This is a genomic window from Paradesertivirga mongoliensis, from assembly GCF_024436395.1.
Classification (GTDB): Bacteria; Bacteroidota; Bacteroidia; order Sphingobacteriales; family Sphingobacteriaceae; genus Paradesertivirga; species Paradesertivirga mongoliensis.
Genome location: NZ_JAFMZO010000004.1, coordinates 373,982 through 388,666, shown reverse-complemented (window position 1 = coordinate 388,666; position 14,685 = coordinate 373,982). Strand labels below are relative to the sequence as shown.

Here is a 14,685-nt window from a genome sequence, read left to right as displayed (position 1 = left end):
TTATCTGTGGATATTAAAGCCAGCCCGGTGTCTGGATTACGTAGCCCTTATCGATCTCTGATTGTGGTATTGGATACAAATACATTTTATCTTCCCAAACTCTATTTTCGAAGGGCTCCTTTTTGTATATTTTGCTTCCATCGGCTTGTTCATAGACATTCAGCCCCCACATCTGGCCTTTCATAACACCCTCTTCTCCTGCAATCTTCCAACGCCGCACATCAAAAAACCGGTGCTCTTCGAAAGCGAGTTCTACGGCCCGTTCACGTCTGATTGCTGCTCGTAATTTTTCCTGAGAGTTGTATCTTGGATCGGCCGGTAGAATTAGAGGCACGCCTGCACGTTCCCTGATTTTATTTAAAGCAGAATAAGATTCGGCAGCCATTGGAGTAACTTCATTTAGCGCCTCTGCATAATTCAGATAAAATTCTGCCAGACGAAACACTATCCATTGCTGATAGGTATCGCCCCATCTATCTCTGGTCAGGAATTTCTTCATAAAGCCAACTCCGTTGACAGGAGCTCCGCCCGTCCAGCTTCCGTTCGACCTTTTGAAAAACTCCCGAACGCCGAGTTCATCATTCCATTTTCCACCAGAATAAAAAACTGATTGCTGGAAGCGAGGTTCCATTTCCTGCATTTTTTGAACAAATTCAGCAAAAGAGCCCTGAGTGTCCCATACCTGATCGACACCTGCTGTTGTCTGATATTTTTGCGCATGTTGAAGTGTTACCCCATGGCCATACCATCCCCCGTAAAAACCTCTTGGCATGAGAAATTGGCCAGTCATAGGCCACCAGTCTCCCCATGAACCTTCACCTTTATTAGCAAGAATAATTTCCGAATTATCTGTTTGTGCTATCGCTGCCTCATAATTCATAGCAGGATCTGCATGTGTTTTTACCAGCTCTACACCATTATCAGCGGCCCAGTCGAGTACGGCCTTATTAGCGTCGGCTGCCAATTGCCATCTTTGGACGTCAAAATTTCCATATCCTGTTAGTTTCTTTTGGTCGTCGAGGTAAGGAGTGCCATTGTGTAATGGGCTTGCTGCATATAAAAGCGTTCTTGCTTTTACTGCCAATGCTGTTCCGCTGGTAATTCTGCCACGACTTGCTTTGGGGTAAGTTTGAGGAAGAACAGCTGCTGCACTATCACAGCTTTTCACTATAAAGTCGACGCACTCCTGAAAAGAACTCCTGGGGATTTTTACGTTACCTGTTGCCTTCAACGAATGAAGCACCAAAGGTATTCCACCATATCTCTTCAATAACTCCGAATATTGAAGCGCACGGAGCACGACTGCCTCTGCCCGCATCTGTTGCTTTTCAGTCTCAGAGATGTCTGATACCCTGCCAATATTTTCTATAAATAGACTAGCATTCCTAATCCCTTTATAGTGATATCCAAACTGATCCTCGGCGTTGTAGTTTGGGCTCCAGGAACCAACATTATGCACATTGGAACTCGGCCAGCTGTCATAAACATCCCCTTCATCGCTAGCTGCCATCAACATGGATGCGTACATTCCATCATGGTGATTCTCTCTTCCATCGGCACCCCAGTCATGTGGAAAGCCCTGAGGAACGCTGGTACGATAAGTTTCCCATAAAAAACTTTCCGCTTTTACCTTCGTAGAAAAAATTGTGTCGATAGTTACATCACTGCTCAAGGGCTTTTCAAGAAAATCCTTATTACATGAAAGCAAAAATCCGCTCAATAAAAGGAAACACATAGTTCCCGCTGTTATCTTTAGTCTTTTCATAATATTTTTAGAATTGTAAACTTGCTCCGAAATTGTAGACTTTCATTTGAGGGTAGAACTGTCCTCTTCCCGCGGGAGCTTCAGGATCGTAATTTTTGATCTTGCTCCAGGTGATCAGGTTGTTACCATTAGTGAAAACCCTCAAAGATTTCACGCCAACTCTTCTCAGGGCATTCCCCTGAAAGCGATAAGCAACTTCCATGTTTTTTAAGCGTATATAACTTCCATCAACAAGCCAAAAATCTGAGGGTCTGTAATTATGCTTGCCTTGCGTTGGAGAAAGCTCCAATCTCGGATAACTGATGGTTTCGCCGGCTGCATATCGCTCCGGAGTCCAACGATCATGTATGCGGGATTGTGCACTCCGCCAGTCTGTATCAAAAGCCCAGGCAGCCATTTCACTTAAATAAGTTGACACCTTGCTTGCTCCCTGGAAAAGGACAGAAAAATCAAATCCCTTAAAATCGAATCCGGTGGAAATTCCGTACGTGATTTGCGGGAAGGTCGAATGTCCGATCGCCGTCATATCGTTGTCGTTGATAACGCCATCCAGATTGAGATCTTTGTATTTGATGTCGCCCAATTGCAATTGATTGGTCCATGCTGATTTAGGAGCAGCCGCCAATTCTTCTGCAGTATTATAAAAGCCTTCATTCACTAAACCAAAGTACTGTCCTACCGGCTGACCCGTTCGCTGCAACCATGGATAGGCACGGGGAGGCTCATCCTGATAGACAATTTTGTTTTTTGAGAAGGAATAATTTGCTTTTACCCAGTAATTTAATTTTCGGACACTGTTATTAAATCCGGCATCAAATTCAAAGCCCTCATTGTCTACTTTTCCAATATTGGCAGCCGGCAAAGTGGCCTGAACCAGGTCTGGAACTGTTTGGAGATTCCAAAGAATATTATCTCGTTTCTCCCGGAAAAAGTCTCCTGTGACACTTAATTTTTCATTAAAAAACTTTGCATCAAAACCGATATTGGACTTTTTCGCTCTTTCCCATGTGATATCGGGGTTACCGAGGCGGCCTTCTCTTGCTCCGTTATAAAACTGGTAATTAGTCCCAACCTCTCCAAAGTAATAACCACCTCCGTATACATAAGTATCGGGCCTGTACATAAACCGCTGAGAACCTAATCTATCATTTCCCACCTCACCGTAGGTTCCCCGAATTTTCAATAAGGAAAGTATATTATTCTTCGGGATGAAGGGTTCTTCTGTAAGCACCCAGCCAAGGGAGAAGGAAGGAAAAAAGCCGAAACGCTTGTTTTCGGGGAAATTTTCCGAACCATTATATCCCATGTTCATTTCGGTGAGGTAACGGCTTTTGAAGTTATAGGTTACCCGGCCAACCAGCCCCATGTAAGCTCTTGGAATTTCGGCAAACTCATACCCCACGCCATTATAGGTATCTGGATTATGGATTTTCTCCAGATTGTATAATACCAGCCCGGTAACATTATGCCCTCCGAAACTGCGTGCGTATTCGGTAGCCAGCTCGCTGTATATTTTTCTCCATCTATTGTATCCTTCTGAAAAGCCAAAGGGAGCTTCTTCACCGTCCTGTAGGTACACCGGCCGGCTTGGATCGGAAGGGTCTTTCACAATTCTGTATTGAAGACTAGACTTTTGACGGCTTACTCTATGTTGGTAATAACTATCGTAAGCCAAGGCTCCTCTCACTTTCAGCCCGGAGGTAATGAAATCCAGTTTGTGCTGCAGGCCTATATTGGTGTTTATGGTGCTATTAAAATTATTCTGGTACCCGCTTGTAGCGAGGAAGCCAAGGGGATTGCCGGAAGAGCTTGGAAGACCATCCACACTGCTTATCAATTTCCCATCAACCACTCCCGGGTTCATCATAGGGTTGGTGTTCAACACTCTAAAAAATATTTCGCCAGCCGGAACTCCAGGATAATTTACGTCGGCAATCTGACCGCCAAGTTTGATCGAAGCAGAAAAGTCTTTAGTAAAATTGACATCAAAGTTCGACCGGATATTATACCGTTTATACCGGGGGTTAGCAGAATACTCTTTCTGTAACTCGCCTACGTCATATGAGCCGTTTTGATCAAAATACCCCAAAGAAATAAAGTACTTCGTATTGTTATCTCCCCCGCCAATATTAAAATTATGCTGCTGTTGAAATGAGCTTGGTTTTAAAACCGCATCAAACCAATTTACATTCGGGTGGAATATCGGATCCGTTCCATTCTTAAACGTCTCAAGATCCTGGGATGAAAAATAAGGGGCTTGTCCCATATTCTTCTGCGCTTCATTTCTAAGCGTAGCGTAATCATAACTATTCAGAAGTTTTGGAAGCTGGGTAGGATTCTGCATACCAAAGTTCGATGAATAGCTTATCTGAGGCTTCCCTATCTTGCCAGTTTTGGTTGTAATAATAATAACGCCGTTTGCCCCCCGCACTCCAAAAACCGCAGTAGCCGATGCATCCTTAAGGGCGCTGACTGTCTCAATTTCATTGGGATCTAAAAGATTCATGTTTCTTTCCACTCCATCTACTATCACCAAAGGATCCGATTCAAAACCCTGAGATAATGTAGCGATACCCCGGATTTTAATCCGCGACTGGTCTTGCCCGGGCTCTCCGCTTTGCTGAACAGCTACTATTCCGGAAAGCCTGCCTGCCAGCGAATTACTGATATTTGCGACCGGAGACTGAACGAGTTGTTTATTGTCTATGGTAGATATGGCTCCCGTCAGAGTAGTTTTCTTTTGAGTTCCGTACCCAACCACCACCACTTCTTTCAAACTTTCGGTATCGGGTACTAAGCTGACATTGATAGTGGTTCTACCATTTATCGGGATCTTTTTTGACATAAATCCTATATAAGAGAATATCAAGATGCCTGTTTCAGGAGCACTGAACTCAAAATCTCCGTTAACGTTTGTGATTGTTCCGGCTTGTGAGTTCTCTACTTTTACACTCACTCCTATCAAGGGGTCACCATTGTTATCGGTTACCGTTCCCTTAATTCTAATATCCTGAGCGGAACTCATTGTGGCCAAGACATTAGCAGACGCGTCTGTTCCTATCAAAGCATATAAGGTTAATACCGCAAGAATCCGCGAAACTTTTTTCTGTAATAATTTCTTCATTTAGTACTTGGTTAGTTGAACAATAATTTGGTTTCTGATTAGGTTGAGAATCTTTTAGACCCCCGGGTGGAAGATGCTACTGCTTACAATTAGTTCCATTTTAATTAAGTTTAGTTTGAATACGGTTTAATAATTTTGCTACTCAAGAACTCATACTCATGTTAAGAACTGAGTAATCCATTTCTAATGATCCAAATTTATAGGAACAGTAAGGAAGCAAAAGGGGGGAAACCCACATATTGAGGGGGGGCTAAAAAACGATAAGAAAATTACTCAGCTGCATCCGCAAAACCTATCGCCGAGATGGCAAATCAGTCTTTAGATAAGCAGCCTGAAAGCTTTAGATAAATTTCCAGACTCCTGGAATTTAGGTTGTCAACTGGGGCAATCTGACGCGTTCATATGACTGGTCTCAATCTATCCTCAGGACTCGATGAGAGAGTACCTGATTGTAAATGACCAAATCGGGGAGCCTGCATTGCTTGGTTTACCCATATCTTATTGAATATAGAACCCGCCTGATGGCCAGCGGCCAGACTCGCACAGGTAGTAGATTCCGGTCCAGAGGAACTGTCGAAACGTTTCGGATAACGTTTATGATTTTGAATGTAGCGGCTCTCGGTATAACTATAGCCCGCAATATCTAGTGCTCCGGGATATTCCGTCTCGTTCGACATGGCTACACCGGCCAAGCCAGCTGTTACCGGCCGTATCGTATCTCCTTACTACTGCAGCAAGCCGCTTTGCAATATCACCCAAACGCATGGCATCGGAAGCATCTTTTTTGTAGCCGCTATACATGGCCTGTGTAAAGCCGCCTTCGCGGTTCCCATCAAGTACAGGGTGCGAATAAGGATCGTTCGGATAATCTACTTCGTTACCGATGCTCCAGGCAAATACAGAAAGATGGTACTGTCTCTTTTTACCATATCGGCCAGGCATCTTTCTCTCCATTCTTTAATGTAATCGTCTCCCCCTGAAGTCCGGGAGTTCCTACGTTCCAGCCCTAAAGCCATTTACGTTTAGGGAATTCCAACTCATCAAAAGCCTCGTCCATTGCCAACAGTCCCAGGCCTGCTCTTTTCAGTTCATCAGGACCCATGCCTTCTTTTTCTAAAAAACGTTTTATAACGTTGCGACCGCATAATATTCAGCCCCAAAGTATGCCATCACTTTTTCGGCCATTCACTTTTCAGGAGAAAATGATAGGTGCTGTTAACCGCGTTTGGTTTTGCTTTCAGAATCTCCAACTTCTCATTCTGTAGCAGGCGAATCATTTCGGCACCGGCATAAAGGACCGGTCCATACCCATGTGTAGCCTGCGTACTCTTTCCCCGGTAGTAATAGTACGTATTGTCGTGGGCAAATGTAGTACCCTCGACGGTGCCGTCAACAGCGCCATTGGGAAGAACCTTGGTGGTAATTGCATTCCAGCCGGTAAGCGCTACCGGACCATAAACATGACTGATCCATCCTTCATTAATGCCTTTTGCAATGGCGTAAGTAAACATAGCTGTGCAGGAAGTTTCCAGATAAGTATCGGGTTTGTCGAGCAGGTTGTGCCAGTGCCCCGTACCGTCCTGCAGACTGGCTAGGCTTCGCACCATCGAGCGGTAAAGATGAAGGATCTTATCCCGGCTCTGATGATCTTTGGGCATCGCACTTAAGAGCTCTGCCATCGCCATCAAACACCAGCCGTTGGCACGGCCCCAGTAGAACCGTGGGTCGTAAGCGGCTGAAGTTAGGTTCCAGCCATGATCGAATAATTCTTTCCCGGGAACATACAATCTGTCGCCCATTTGCAGCACCTGCTTTGCGGCATCATCAAAATACTTCTTCTTCCCTGTTAACACTCCCATATTAGTGAGGAAGGGGACACTCATATACATATCATCAGCCCAAACTGATTGATACTGCGGACGATTACGAGCCAGAGTTCCATCGGTTAAGCGGAACTGATTTTTGGAAACATGCTCGTCTACCCTGTTTATAACCGGAAGATACTTACCGTTTTTATTCCTTTGATAGGTTTTGATCATCGCCGCGCCAATGGAGCCACAATCGTCGAGCGCCTCAAAATGGAGAATACGTCCCCAGCTGCCTATTTTTTCCCCCGGTTTTATCGTAGTAGCCTTTTCAAAGTAAGGCAAGTTATCCACCACATAGTTGTAAAACCTGGTATTAAGGGCAGCGTAGCTTTCGTCGCCTGTTACCTTTGATATATAGTCGAAAGCAGACAACACCACACCGTGTGTGTACGACCATTCACTTGCGAAACCTTTGGAAGGGATTGCCAGCGGGTTGAACGACGTAAAATCTTTTATTCTTTCTCCGGTTTTGGAATTGACGATCGTTTGCGGACTTGTCGCTTCATAATACGAGCGGACACGCTGAAGCACTCCTTTAATGCTGTCTGTAGTAGGGAATTCATACGGAACGGGATAACTCGGTACCCGGCCAGGAGTAGTCTCCTGTGCGAATAAGCTGGCAGAAAGAAAAATAGGGAGTAAAAAACTTAGAAGTGATTTGAGTCTGCACGTTATCGCAGAGAGATTTTTTTCCTTCAAAATTGAATAGTGAGTATAAGTAAAGGGGCTCATAATTTTTATTGAGATATGATTGTTAAAATTGATAAAAAGCCGGAAAATATAATCGTTTATGAATTGGCATGCCCATTATTCAGCAGTTAATACTATCCGCTGATACCTGGTCAACTGTGGCGTGCCATTATCTTTTACCTCACAAATAATATGAAGCGTCTCCCCTTTTTTAATGTCGGATGGAACGGTGAAAGAAGCTTTTTTGCTATTGGCATTCGAAATGCTTACTCCGCCCTGGTAGCTGTCTGCTTCAACATATTGCCACCAGCGGTAGCTAAGCTTATCGTCATCAGGATCTTTCGTTTTCTTAGCGTTTAATTTAACCTTATCATTAGGCTCTGCTTTTCGATCCAAATCCCCACGCAACTTTAGTACAGGTGCATGATTAGCTTCCTCATATGGCTTTACACACCAGTCTGCTCTTGCAGCAAAGTCGTTTTGAAAGGCCTCAGACCAACGCCAGATAGGTTTAAAATAAGCGCGATGATTACTATCTGTTTCTGCTGTGGCGCCTCTTTTTGAACTCATTCTGCCCCATCCGTTGCTTCCATACCAGCGGCCCGTAGGGTATATATACCCCTTTTCCGGCACAGGATCATACCATGTATTTTCACGAACCTTAATATAACGGCCGCCCCATCCGCCCCAATCGGGGTTTTCCAGATTGCGTAAGCCGGTAACTATGGTGTGCATGAAAGCGGGCGAATCGCCCTCCGAGCGGAAATCGCCCTCAGCAAAACCTTTGTCACTTTTGGTGTGAGCTTTGTAAAGTGAGCAGAGCGGTCCGTGGTTGTTCAGGATATTTTCCTTCATCCATGCACCTTCAAAAAAGCGATGTATTTCTTTGGGTTGAGTGTCTTTCCAGCGATAAGCGATTGCTTCAAACTGGTCGGAGTTGATGGTTAAAATCTTGTATTTACCCCAATGCGGGCGGATATACGATTGATAGGTGGAGTCCTGCTCCCAGATTAAATAAAGGCGCATTTTAGCAGCAACTTCCTCCATGCGTTCCGGGTGTTCCTGCTCAATAGTTTTGAGTGCCCTGGCAATGGTGTTAGTGCCGCCCCAAGCCTGCAGCCAAACCGGGCGACTGTCGCTTTTGTCGAGCAACTCTTTTACGATAAGCTGCGAACCGGCTGTTACCTCATCCATCTCGCCCTCTGTTTTTACGTTCCCAAGCACAGTTCGCTCCCGAAGGTATTGTGGAGTAGGATAGCCTTTGTCGTGTTTAATCAGGTTAGGGTATACTTTCTCATAGGCATCCAGATAAGGATTCATCCAGTCGTCGCCTGCCCATTTGTGGCCCCGCCAGTGATACTGTGAACTGGAAGTTACGATTCCTTCTATATCCCACTCGTTAGCATACAGCAGGCAGCGTACCATAGAACATTCGTCGTCAATCTCTCCGTCGGACGTGATGATCACACGTGTCTTAACTGCCTGCTGCTGAGCAAACGTGCCGCTGATGACGAATGTAAACAGAACAACCAAAATCTTATTCATCATTATGGGTGTTAATGAATGCTGTTAATATATTTTTCAAGCATCGTGTAGCCATCTTCAGTTATTTTATTCCGGTCTTCCGGATTTTTCGGATCAAGGCTATTCTCCTTTTCCCATTTATCAGGCATCCCATCATGGTCTGTATCAGCAGGTGGAGTCGCTGAACTTAGTTTTGGCCAGGCTCCAACATCGTTCTGAGATTTGATGATCTTCCCTGTTCGGCGCCGGATATCATTCACTATACGGGAATCAACAGCATCCCGTTTGGGTAAAATTGCTCCTCCCCTTTCAAGCACACGTTTATATGTAGTCTCTGCATCTTCTGAATCCAACGCCCCCGTTCCCAATGGCTTGTTCTGCTTGTAAGCGCTGATTTGTTCGGTCGTCCAGCTTTTTGGAAAATTTACCACACTCCATGGGTTACCAGGAAGTTTGCCATTATAATAATTCCCCGCAAAATAGCCGCGGTTATAAGGCGAACCTTCAGAATATGCAAATCCTTCGGTTTTAGAATCCGCTCCGGGAACCAGGTAGTTGTTTACATAATTGAGGTTTGTAACACTTACTTTATCGGCGTTATAACCAGCATGTCCTCCTCCCCAGTTATAGATAACATTGTTCCTGAAATCGAGCAGCAATCCCTGTGGATCCTTGTCGTGCGGATTAGAATCATAGTTGCCGGGACGAGGATTCCGACCCCTGTTATTCGCATAAAGATTGTGAAGGTAGCTATACTTCGCCCCACCTGTTCCGCGAATCAGTGAACCAAAACCGTGGTTGTCCGGATTAAGGCCTTCTGTGATAAAGCACCATTGTACGGTCACCCTGGTAAGATCCGGCTTCCTGGTAGACGTTGACAATATTTCATCCAGGCTCCAGCTTGCCGAACAATGATCCACAATTATATCATGACCTTCCGAAATACTAATGGCGTCCTTTCCCTGCAAACTACCCTGCCCATGCAAACCATCACCCAGACGAACACGGATATACCGGACAATGACGTCATGTGTATTGATCTGCAGGGTCTCACCTTTTAGGCAAATACCCTCTCCTGGTGCGGTTTGTCCGGCAATGGTGATATAGGGTCTGTTGATGTTCAACCTGCTTTTAAGTTCAATAGTTCCGGATATTCCGAACACAATGGTACGCGGACCTTCCTGATCCACAGCCCATCGCAAACTACCGGGGCCACTATCATCCAGATTGGTTACGTAAATAACCTTTCCGCTACGTCCGCCTTTCGCGTAAGCACCAAAACCCTCGGCGCCCGGAAAAGCAAGTTGCTGTGCAGTAACAGATTGCAGTAACACAGAAAAAACAAGTCCATAAAATATCCTTTTCATCATATTAAATTTTTAATCCCTTAGCATTGAAAAATCAATGGCATCTTCCCGGTTGCAGCCGGATTTAAATCAAATCCCGTTTATTTTTCCGCAAGCCATTTCCAGCGTTTTGCCCAATCCAGTAAAACATCGTTACGCCATTTAAGCACTGTTTTGGCGCCCTGCCATAAGCCGTCAAACAACTCGGGATCTGGCTTATCTGTAAACCAGCTAGCTCCTAAATAATAATCTGTAGGATATTGCTCACCCGGCCAGCTATTACTTACCACTAATGCTCCGCTATGCTCCTGAAAGCCCGGAATGGTTGAGGTTACTTTATACGTGAGTGTTTCCTTCTGTTTTGGCGCGTACCTTACCGCATAGTTTCCGCTACCAAGGTAAAATCCATCCCATTTTTGGTTGCTTACAGCCATCGTAAAACATGCAGAATCTACCGGTATATTCACCTCTGGCCCTTTGAAGCTGAATTCAACTATTGAGTATACCGGTACTGTATCGGCCAGGGTAGTATTACGGTTATAAACTATTCTCGGACTGCGGCTGAGTTTTTCATAGCTCCCTCCCCAATTTTCCCTCATCGGATTATCCGGATCGCCGTCCATCAGGTAAAGTAATGTAGGCGTATCGCCCATTTTGACGTTACCTTCGTAGCGGTTGTTTTTAAAGTCTTTGCCCAGGTAACCTGCTCCACGAATATAATTGGCATAATAATTTTTACCGCTCAGTTTTTCCGGCGTTGAATTGGCAGAAAAAAAGCCTCTGTAGGCAGCATTAGATTCTATAAACCAAAGAGCGGAAAAGTTTTGTGCTATATAGGCATAACTGTTGGTACTCCATTTTTTGTTGGGGCCACCGATCCAGTACACTTTAATCTTGTTTTGAATTTCGGGAGCATCGTGCAGGGCCTGTGCTAAGTCATCGAGGCCACCCCAAACGAGCACCCACAACGGCCGGTTACTTTTTTCGTTAGCCTTTTTAATAATCCAGTTAGAACCCTCCGTTGCAGTTGTGTAGCCGAGATAGGGAGCCCCGCCTTTACGACCTTGTTTAGTTACTGAACGCAGGTAATCAGGAGTAGCCATCCCTTTGATGTGCGTTTTCATTTTAGGAAGATCTTTCTCATAAAGATCGATAGTGCGCAGAATTTCCTCCTTTTTGCCATCTCCGTATGATGGTGAAGATACCAGACCTTCAATATCAAACTTATCACTATACATTAGTAGATGGATCATCGACTGATTGTCGTCGGGGTCGGTGCCGCCAATGTCTGTGCTGACTATAATGCGGGGTTTGACCGGCACAGGATTCTGACCCACCGAGGCAAATGAACTCATGGACAGTAATAAAATCAACACTAACCGATACTTATACATAATTGGATATGTTTTGCATGCTTTTTAAGCTGATTAGGTTAATTCTCTACGAATTACATAATATTTTCCGAAGACTCAATCTTTTGTACCCTCATTCTTACATACATTGTTAATATCTCTCCTGCTAGCTATGGAACTACATTAACTATTACACGCTGATAGCGGGTTAGCCGGGGCGTACCGTGGTCAGTAACGGCAAGAATAACATGTATGGTACCCGTTCCTGGCGACATTACACGGTTTGTTTTAACAATGAATGAGGCTTTCGGCTGGTCAAAATTCTCAATATCTAACACCGCACCTGTACGAGAGTTCGACATTGCCCGTGTACCTGCCTCTCCATAGCAAAACCATTCATAAGAAAGTGCATTACCGTCAGGATCGGATGAACTAACAGCGCTAAGGTTAACACGTTCGCCCTGACGGGCAGTTATCTCTTTTGGATGATCAAGCTTTGGAACCGGCGGATGATTTGCTTCATCGTAGGCTTTAATGGTCCAATCCATACGAGCGGCAAAATCATTTTGATAGGCAGAACGCCAGCGCCAGATAGTGGCGTGATTGCTGGTGTGCCATTCGCCATCGTTACCTAATACTTCATCCTGCACGTTGGTCCAGATGGGGCGGCTTTCTGGTTCCAAAAACCATTTTTCTTTCCTTGGTGTGTATAGTTCATAACGACCGCCCCAGCCTCCCCAATCCGGACGTTCGGGATTGCTCAGACCATTATTGATCAGATGAAAAAACGAAGGTGTATCGCCCTCCATCATAAACTCCCAACGGGGATAAACAGCTCCGAGCGGCCCTTTGCTACGGATATTTCTGTCGAGCCACTCATTGGTCACCAACGAAAAGTCGGCTCCGTCGAAGCGACCATGAAATTTGTCTCCGCCGATAGCGATCCATGTTGCATGATGGAAACCGCCGCCGGCATTGACGCCCGGAGTTACAATGTAGAAAAGTTCAGGAAACTCTTTACGTATCCATGGACCGCTGTCGTCCTGATCTGATATGGCGTACACCCTCAACCTGGCCACAAATTTAGCCAGTTCCTTCGGAGATCTTGTGGCTCGTACTTTCCAGAGCGCCTGAGCAAGAACATTGGGACCACCCCATACCGTTACCCATAAAAGCCGGTCGTCTTTTTGATCTGCAGCACGTATCAGCAGTTCGGAGCCGGGAGAGTCCTTCCCTTTGCCAACGGCCTGCATTCCATCCAGTGATAGTCCTTGTGAAATGCGCTCCCGTAGATATGCTGCGGTGGGATACCCTTTTTCATGCAGTTCCAGATTATCACGAACCTTTCCGTAATTAGCTATTATTTCGTGAAGATATTCCGGAGAAATCCGGTACTCGCTTCCATAGGAAGTGGCGACAAGTCCCTCGATGTCAAAATGATTAGCATAGGTCATGAGCCGCACCATTGACATGCGATCATCAGGATCACCACCAATATCCGTAAGTACAAACAAACGATTTTTCTCTAATGCACTCGCAGATACAGCGAGGAACAGGATCATGACAGTCAGCCTAAGGCGCATTTTAATTTTTAACATATTAAACTCAATATCTTACTTTTACTTAATGCTGTTAAGAAACTTCTCCAGCATGGTATAGCCATCAGCAGCTACTTTATTTCTGTCGTCGGGGCTTTTTGGATTAAGGCCATTTTTACTTTCCCATGCATCTGGCATCCCGTCATGATCGGTGTCTTCTGGTGCAGGCGAATTTTTCAACTCAGGCCATCCGCCAACATCTTTCTGTGAATCAATAATGCCTGATTTCCCCGAGAGAGCTCCCTCTTTCTGGTCCGCCTTGTATCCTCCGCCATAGGTAGCATAACCGCCCTTCGTTTCACTTACAACTCTGGAATCGACGGCATCTCTCCGGGGTAAAGTGGCTCCCGCATTTTCGAGTACTAACTGATACGCACCCTCAGCGCTTTGTTGACCGATCTGCATAGATGGCCAGGGCTTATCAAGTTTAATTCTTTCGAAAGAGATTTTTGTTTGTACGCCTCCTTCCCAATTATTGGCCGAGACCGCTGGATTGCCCACCACAACATTATCCGCTATGTACCATTCGCCAAAGTCATCGGTTTCGTTTCTGGCCCCTGGGTTGGCAATCCGGTAAGATATTTCTCCGGCTCTTGTAGCCGGGCCTGGTTTATAGTAATTAGCCACAACATTAAAGGTCGAAAAATTGAACTTCCCCAGGTTAGCTCCTTTTTGCTGAGCCTCGCCCCCATACAGACTGTTATAGCCCCAGTTATAAATAACGTTGTTTCTATAATCGGTATAGCCAGCACCAGATGCCATCCTGGGATTACGGCTGCTATGGTGTGCCAACAAATTATGATGGTAGCTGCTATAGTTGCTACCCCAAATACCCCCGAATCCATGGCTTCCTTTTACATGGTTTGATCCGTACAAACTTTCAGAAATCAAACACCATTGAACCGTAATACTGTCGCAATGGTAAATCGAAAAAGCTTCGTCGATACTCCAGCTCGCTGATATATGATCCAATATGATATTCTTCGTGTACCTGCTGGAAACCGCATCGTAATCCTTACCGGATACATCGCCGGGTCGTACCCGGATGTATCTGACAATAACCTGATCGGCATTGATACCAAGAGGGTGATTTTTCAAACATATCCCATCGCCGGGCGCGGTCTGACCCGCAATAGTAACGTATGGATTTTCAATGGTTACCGGACTTTCGAGCTCTATATTACCCGACACCCTGAAAACAACAGTTCGCGGACCGGACGCTTCTACAGCAGCCCGTAAGCTTCCTTCTCCTCTGTCGTTTAGATTCGTTACTTCGTAAACCTTTCCCCCTCTGCCACCGACGGTAAACTTTCCGTACCCTTCTGCGCCGGGAAATGCAAGTTGCTGGGCAAAACTGTTGACTCCTGTAAGTAATACTAGACCTGAAAAAATGATTTTCTTCATTTGGATATCTTTAA

9 protein-coding genes are annotated in these 14,685 nt (G+C 45.2%); all 9 read right to left on the bottom strand.

Annotated features, from left to right (window positions below; all coding sequences use genetic code 11):
* Positions 1 to 13 precede the first annotated feature (13 nt).
* The 9 genes from J3P43_RS17220 to J3P43_RS17180 all read right to left on the bottom strand — a co-directional run bounded on the left by J3P43_RS17220 (position 14) and on the right by J3P43_RS17180 (position 14,671).
* Positions 14 to 1,765, bottom strand: a complete 1,752-nt coding sequence (locus tag J3P43_RS17220) for a RagB/SusD family nutrient uptake outer membrane protein (protein WP_255904767.1) — start codon at positions 1,763 to 1,765, stop codon at positions 14 to 16.
* Positions 1,766 to 1,772: 7 nt separating this feature from the next.
* Positions 1,773 to 4,889 carry a SusC/RagA family TonB-linked outer membrane protein gene (locus tag J3P43_RS17215; RefSeq protein WP_255904766.1) on the bottom strand — a complete coding sequence of 1,039 codons (3,117 nt, stop codon included), beginning with the start codon at positions 4,887 to 4,889 and terminating at the stop codon, positions 1,773 to 1,775.
* A gap of 627 nt (positions 4,890 to 5,516) precedes the next feature.
* The gene (locus J3P43_RS17210) at positions 5,517 to 5,843 is read right to left on the bottom strand and encodes a hypothetical protein (protein WP_255904765.1); all 327 of its coding nucleotides are present in this window, start codon (positions 5,841 to 5,843) and stop codon (positions 5,517 to 5,519) included.
* A 215-nt stretch (positions 5,844 to 6,058) separates the two neighbouring features.
* Positions 6,059 to 7,489, bottom strand: a complete 1,431-nt coding sequence (locus J3P43_RS17205) for a glycoside hydrolase family 88/105 protein (RefSeq protein WP_255904764.1) — start codon at positions 7,487 to 7,489, stop codon at positions 6,059 to 6,061.
* A 75-nt stretch (positions 7,490 to 7,564) separates the two neighbouring features.
* Positions 7,565 to 8,995, bottom strand: a complete 1,431-nt coding sequence (locus tag J3P43_RS17200) for a DUF1593 domain-containing protein (RefSeq protein ID WP_255904763.1) — start codon at positions 8,993 to 8,995, stop codon at positions 7,565 to 7,567.
* Between the two features lie 8 nt (positions 8,996 to 9,003).
* The gene (locus tag J3P43_RS17195) at positions 9,004 to 10,341 is read right to left on the bottom strand and encodes a pectate lyase family protein (RefSeq protein WP_255904762.1); all 1,338 of its coding nucleotides are present in this window, start codon (positions 10,339 to 10,341) and stop codon (positions 9,004 to 9,006) included.
* A 77-nt stretch (positions 10,342 to 10,418) separates the two neighbouring features.
* Positions 10,419 to 11,672 carry a nucleoside hydrolase-like domain-containing protein gene (locus J3P43_RS17190; RefSeq protein WP_255904761.1) on the bottom strand — a complete coding sequence of 418 codons (1,254 nt, stop codon included), beginning with the start codon at positions 11,670 to 11,672 and terminating at the stop codon, positions 10,419 to 10,421.
* A 167-nt stretch (positions 11,673 to 11,839) separates the two neighbouring features.
* Positions 11,840 to 13,267 (bottom strand): nucleoside hydrolase-like domain-containing protein, encoded by a 1,428-nt coding sequence (locus J3P43_RS17185; RefSeq protein ID WP_255904759.1) that lies wholly within the window; start codon positions 13,265 to 13,267, stop codon positions 11,840 to 11,842.
* Between the two features lie 21 nt (positions 13,268 to 13,288).
* Positions 13,289 to 14,671 carry a pectate lyase family protein gene (locus J3P43_RS17180; protein ID WP_255904757.1) on the bottom strand — a complete coding sequence of 461 codons (1,383 nt, stop codon included), beginning with the start codon at positions 14,669 to 14,671 and terminating at the stop codon, positions 13,289 to 13,291.
* Positions 14,672 to 14,685 lie beyond the last annotated feature (14 nt).